This is a genomic window from Streptomyces sp. BR123 (genome assembly GCF_013401435.1).
Classification (GTDB): Bacteria; Actinomycetota; Actinomycetes; order Streptomycetales; family Streptomycetaceae; genus Streptomyces.
Genome location: NZ_JACBGN010000427.1, coordinates 1 through 4,606, shown reverse-complemented (window position 1 = coordinate 4,606; position 4,606 = coordinate 1). Strand labels below are relative to the sequence as shown.

At 75.1% G+C, this 4,606-nt stretch carries 5 protein-coding genes; 2 read left to right on the top strand and 3 right to left on the bottom strand.

Annotated features, from left to right (window positions below; translation table 11 throughout):
- Positions 1-27: 27 nt before the first annotated feature.
- Complete coding sequence (locus tag HYE82_RS34270; RefSeq protein WP_179178126.1) at positions 28-861, bottom strand: siderophore-interacting protein; 834 nt, start codon at positions 859-861, stop codon at positions 28-30.
- A gap of 49 nt (positions 862-910) precedes the next feature.
- Positions 911-1,819, bottom strand: a complete 909-nt coding sequence (locus HYE82_RS34265) for a 5'-3' exonuclease (protein WP_179178128.1) — start codon at positions 1,817-1,819, stop codon at positions 911-913.
- 250 nt (positions 1,820-2,069) lie between these two features.
- Here HYE82_RS34265 and HYE82_RS34260 point away from each other — a divergent pair, with 250 nt between their 5' ends.
- Positions 2,070-2,681, top strand: a complete 612-nt coding sequence (locus HYE82_RS34260) for a helix-turn-helix domain-containing protein (RefSeq protein ID WP_179178125.1) — start codon at positions 2,070-2,072, stop codon at positions 2,679-2,681.
- 6 nt (positions 2,682-2,687) lie between these two features.
- Entirely contained in the window at positions 2,688-3,410 is a 723-nt protein-coding gene (locus HYE82_RS34255; protein ID WP_179178124.1) for a helical backbone metal receptor, read from the top strand.
- Between the two features lie 121 nt (positions 3,411-3,531).
- On the opposite strand, the gene HYE82_RS34250 is transcribed toward HYE82_RS34255, so the two are convergent.
- A partial coding sequence (locus HYE82_RS34250; protein WP_256988086.1) for a TDT family transporter occupies positions 3,532-4,606 on the bottom strand: 1,075 nt, incomplete at its 5' end.

Here is a 4,606-nt window from a genome sequence, read left to right as displayed (position 1 = left end):
GGCTCGGGTGGGTGGCTCGGGGCCGTGTCAGGCGGCGGCTTCCTGTTCTGCGAGGACTCGCGCGTTCCATTCGCCCTTGATCGCCCGCCAGCCCTCGTCCGTCTCGCCGAGGCGCCAGTAGCCCGAGATCGACAGGCGCTCCTTCGGGATGCCCCGCTCCAGGCGCAGGTGGCGGCGGAGCTCCTTGACGAAGCCGGCCTCGCCGTGGACGAACGCGTGCACGTCGCGGGAGGGGAAGTCGAGGGACCTGACCGCCTCCACCAGGGCCTCGCCCACCGGGCGGCTCCCGCGGTGCAGCCACACGGGGACGGTGCCGTCCGGCGTCGCGACCTTCTGCTCGTCCGCGGGGCCGTCGATCTCCACCAGGGCGTGGACCCGGGCGCCGGCCGGCATCCGTTCCATGGCCGCGGCGATCGCCGGCAGCGCGCTCTCGTCGCCCGCGAGGAGGTGCCAGTCGGCCTCCGCGGCCGGGGCGTACGCGCCGCCCGGGCCGAGGAAGCGGACGAGCTCGCCCGGCTGGGCGCGCAGGGCCCACGGGCCGGCCAGCCCCTCGTCGCCGTGGACGACGAAGTCGAGGGTCAGCTCCAGGTGGGCCGGGTCCCAGCTGCGGACCGTGTACGCGCGCTGGCGCGGCCACGCGGCGGGCGGGTACTGGGCGCGGATGCGGTCCAGGTCCCACGGGGAGGGGTAGTCGACGCCCTCCGGCGCGAACAGCAGCTTGATGTAGTGGTCCGTGAACTCGCCCGCACTGAACCGGGCCAGTCCGGCGCCACCGAGAACCACCCGCACCATGTGCGGCGTCAGCCGCTCGGTCCGCACGACGACTGCGGTGCCGACCTTGCGGGCGCGTCCTTCTGCCACGGCGTCTCCCCTGACTCCCCTGAAACTTAGGATTACCTAAGTTAGCACCTCAGGGAAGCAGCGCGCTCCGCAGGCGCGCCACCGCGCCGCCCAGACCCCACCGGTGGGCAAGTGCATCGACGAGTTCCGGCTGTGCCGGAGCCGTCGGCAGCGCCGGGTCGAACGCGGGCAGCGGCACGTCGGCGGCCACCCGGACCACCTTGGGAGCCACGGCCAGGTACGGCCGGGCCTCGTCCAGCCGCTTGCGCTGAACGGGTGTCAGCTTCGACGCGGGGTCGCCGACCGCGGCGATGATTCCGGCCAGGTCTCCGTACGTCCCCAGCAGCTTCGCCGCCGTCTTCTCGCCGATCCCGGGGACCCCGGGGAGGCCGTCGCTCGGGTCGCCGCGCAGCAGGGCGAGGTCCGCGTAGCCGGGGCCGTCGACGCCGTACTTCGCGTGCAGCCAGGCCTCGTCGGTGACCTGGAGCGTCCCGACGCCCTTCAGCGGGTACAGCACGCGCCGCTGCCGGGCGTCGTCGACCAGCTGGTACAGGTCCCGGTCGCCGGTGACGATGTCCACCGGGCCGGCGGCCCGCGCCGTCAGCGTGCCGATCACGTCGTCCGCCTCGTATCCGGCCACGCCCACCCGGGCGATGCCGAACGCGTCCAGCGCCGCCTCGATGATCGGCACCTGCGGGGTGAGGGTGTCCGGGGTCTCCTCCACGTCCGGCAGCCCGGCCGCCGTCTCCTGCGCGACCCGGTGCGCCTTGTAGGAGGGGATCAGCTCCACCCGCCAGTGCGGCCGCCAGTCGGCGTCCATGCACGCCACCAGGTCGTCGGGGCGGTGGTCCTGCACCAGGCGGGCGATGAAGTCGAGCAGCCCGCGCACCGCGTTGACCGGGGTGCCGTCCGGGGCCTTCACGGAGTCCGGTACGCCGAAGTAGGCGCGGAAGTAGAGGGAGGCGGTGTCCAGCAGCATCAGCCGTCGAGTCGTCGTCACGACGACGATGATGCCGCACCCGGCCGAACCCGAAGGGTTACGGCCAGGGGGACGCAAAGTGGCCGCAGAAGTGATCGGACATGGCGCAGGAGTTCACCCGGGGCGTAGCCCGGTCCGCCCGCGGGCGCGAAACCGGGGGCGGTTGCTGCGTAAGGTGCTTACAGCACACCCCCGTGCGACGGACGCCGATGTACGCCGACAGACCTGACAAGGGGAGGGCAGCCCCGCCATGGACGACAGGGACGGCTCGGACGACAAGGAACGGGACAAGGACGCCAAGGAACCGCTCCGGGTGGGCGTGGCCGTGCGCAAGCGGCGCCGGGCGCTCCACCTGACCCTCGCCGCCGTGTCGGCGCGCAGCGGTCTCTCGGTGCCCTTCCTCAGCCAGATAGAGAACGAGCGGGCCCGGCCCAGCATGCGCTCGCTGGAGCGGGTCGCCGACGCGCTGGAGACCACAGCCGTCGAGCTGCTGGCCGCGTCCGACACCGCGCGCACCGTCGACCTCGTACGGGCCGGGGACGACTCCGGGCTCACCCCGGTCCCGGGGGTGCGCCCCCTCGTCCGCGGGCACCACCAGCTGCACGCGCTGGAGTTCACGGGCGACCAGGACGCCGGCCGCGAGTACCAGCACCGCAACGACGAGCTGATGTACGTCGTCTCGGGTGCCTGCCAGGTGGAGGCCGAGGGGCGGGCGTACCGGCTGGAGAGCGGCGACGCCCTGTTCCTCTCCGGCGGTGTGCGCCACCGCTGGCGGGCCGTCACCGAGGACACCCGGATCCTGGTCGTCGCGGTCGGCGACCACATCCATGCGACGTTCGAGCCGCCCGAGCCGGGGCGCTGACCGGCCGTGCGGGTCGTCTCCCTGGTGCCCTCGCTGACCGAGGCGGTGGCCGTCACCGCCCCCGGCCTGCTCGTCGGCGTCACCGACTGGTGCACCCACCCGGCGGACCTCGGCCGGCAGGGCGCCGCGCGCGTCGGGGGCACCAAGAACCCCGACGTCGCCGCCATCGCCGCGCTGCGCCCCGACCTGGTCGTCGCCAACGAGGAGGAGAACCGGGCCCCCGACCTGGCGGCGCTGCGCGCGGCCGGGCTGGAGGTGCTGGTCACCGAGGTCCGCGGGCTGCCGCAGGCCTTCGCCGAGCTGGACCGGCTGCTCGTGCGCGCCCTGGGACTGGCCCGGCCGCGCTGGCTGGACGAGGCCGAGGCCGCGTGGGCCCGGGTGGAACCGGGGCGGGAGCTGCGGGCCGTCGTCCCGGTGTGGCGGCGGCCCTGGATGGTGCTGGGCCGGGACACCTTCGCGGGTGACCTGCTGGCGCGGCTCGGCGTGCACCACATGTACGCCGGGCATCCCGAGCGCTACCCGAAGGTGCCCCTGGCCGAGCTGGCCGCGGCCGACTGCGACCTGGTGGTGCTGCCGGACGAGCCGTACGCCTTCACGCGCGAGGACGGCCCGGAGGCGTTCCCGGGCCGTCCGGCCGCCCTCGTCAGCGGCCGTCACCTGACCTGGTACGGGCCCTCGCTCGCCGAGGCCCCGCAGGTGCTGGCGGCGGCGCTGGCCGCGGCCCGCTGAGCGTCCTGCCGGAAGGGTCGCGACGGGCCGGCCGCCGTCTGCGGGCACGCTGTGGCCGGTCGCGCCGTTCCCCGTGCCCCGTCGGGGCCCTGCCGAAGCGCCGCCGACCCGGCACGGCCGCTCAGCCGGCGGCCGGCCGGCGGGGCAGTAGCCTGCCGGTGGCCAGGCCGCGCAGGGTGTGCCCGGCGGCGAGCAGCCAGGCGGCGAGCAGGGCCGCGTACAGGGCGGCGGCCAGACAGGCGAAGGCGGTCAGACCGGTGTGCCGGGCCAGGCCGGCGGCGCCGGTGACGCAGGTGCCGACGGGGAAGGTCAGTGCCCACCAGGTCATCGCGAAGCCCATCCCGGCGCGGGCCGCCCGGACCAGCAGGGCGGCGGCCAGTGCCAGCCACAGCAGTGCGAAGCCCGTCACCGGGACCCCGTAGACGACCGCGAACGCGCCGAGCGCGCCGGCGTACGGGGCTCCGCCGACGAGCGGGGCCACGTCGGCGAGCTGGTTGACGGCGGTGGTGGACTGGCCGAGCGGGCCCAGGACGAGGAACAGGGTCGGGGTCATCAGGAGCGGCAGGGCGCCGCCGGTGAGCAGCCGGCCGAAGACCATCGGGAGCAGCAGCAGGGTCGCCAGCAGGCTCAGCCCGAACATCGCGTAGCAGGCCAGCAGCAGCGCCTCGCGGGCCTGGCCGGCCGGCAGGTGGGGCACCAGCAGGGGGCCGGTGGCCGCGGAGACCATGGGGGCGACCAGCGGCAGCAGCCAGACGGGGCCGGCCTGGGCGGCGTCGAGGTCGTGCCGGACCACCATCAGGTAGGGCACCGCCACGGCCATGACCAGGCCGACCGCGGTACCGGCGGTGAACAGCGCGGCGTCCGCGGCGACCGCTGCCGGCTCCCCGATCAGGTCCTTGCCGACGACGAGGGTGCCGGCGCCGACGGAGAGCAGGGCCATGGAGAGGCAGCCGTAGAAGGGGGCGACGGCGGGGTCGAGGAGGTGGGCGCGGGCCTGGTCCCGGTGGTACAGCCAGTGGCCGGCGCGGGCGGTCAGGACGACGGCGAGGGCGGCGGCGGACAGCACCCAGACGATCTGGCAGGCCGTGCGCTGGCCGGGCACCTGGTACGGAAGCGTGGCGCCGGCATTGGCGACGATGGCCGTGCCCATGACCGACGCGTACCAGTTGGGGCCGAGGTGGCGCAGGGCCGGGAAG

Coding starts and splice junctions, on each gene's coding strand:
- HYE82_RS34265 (WP_179178128.1), bottom strand. CDS start 1,819: ATGCTGCTGGACACCGCCTCCCTCTACTTCCGCGCCTACTTCGGCGTA.
- HYE82_RS34260 (WP_179178125.1), top strand. CDS start 2,070: ATGGACGACAGGGACGGCTCGGACGACAAGGAACGGGACAAGGACGCC.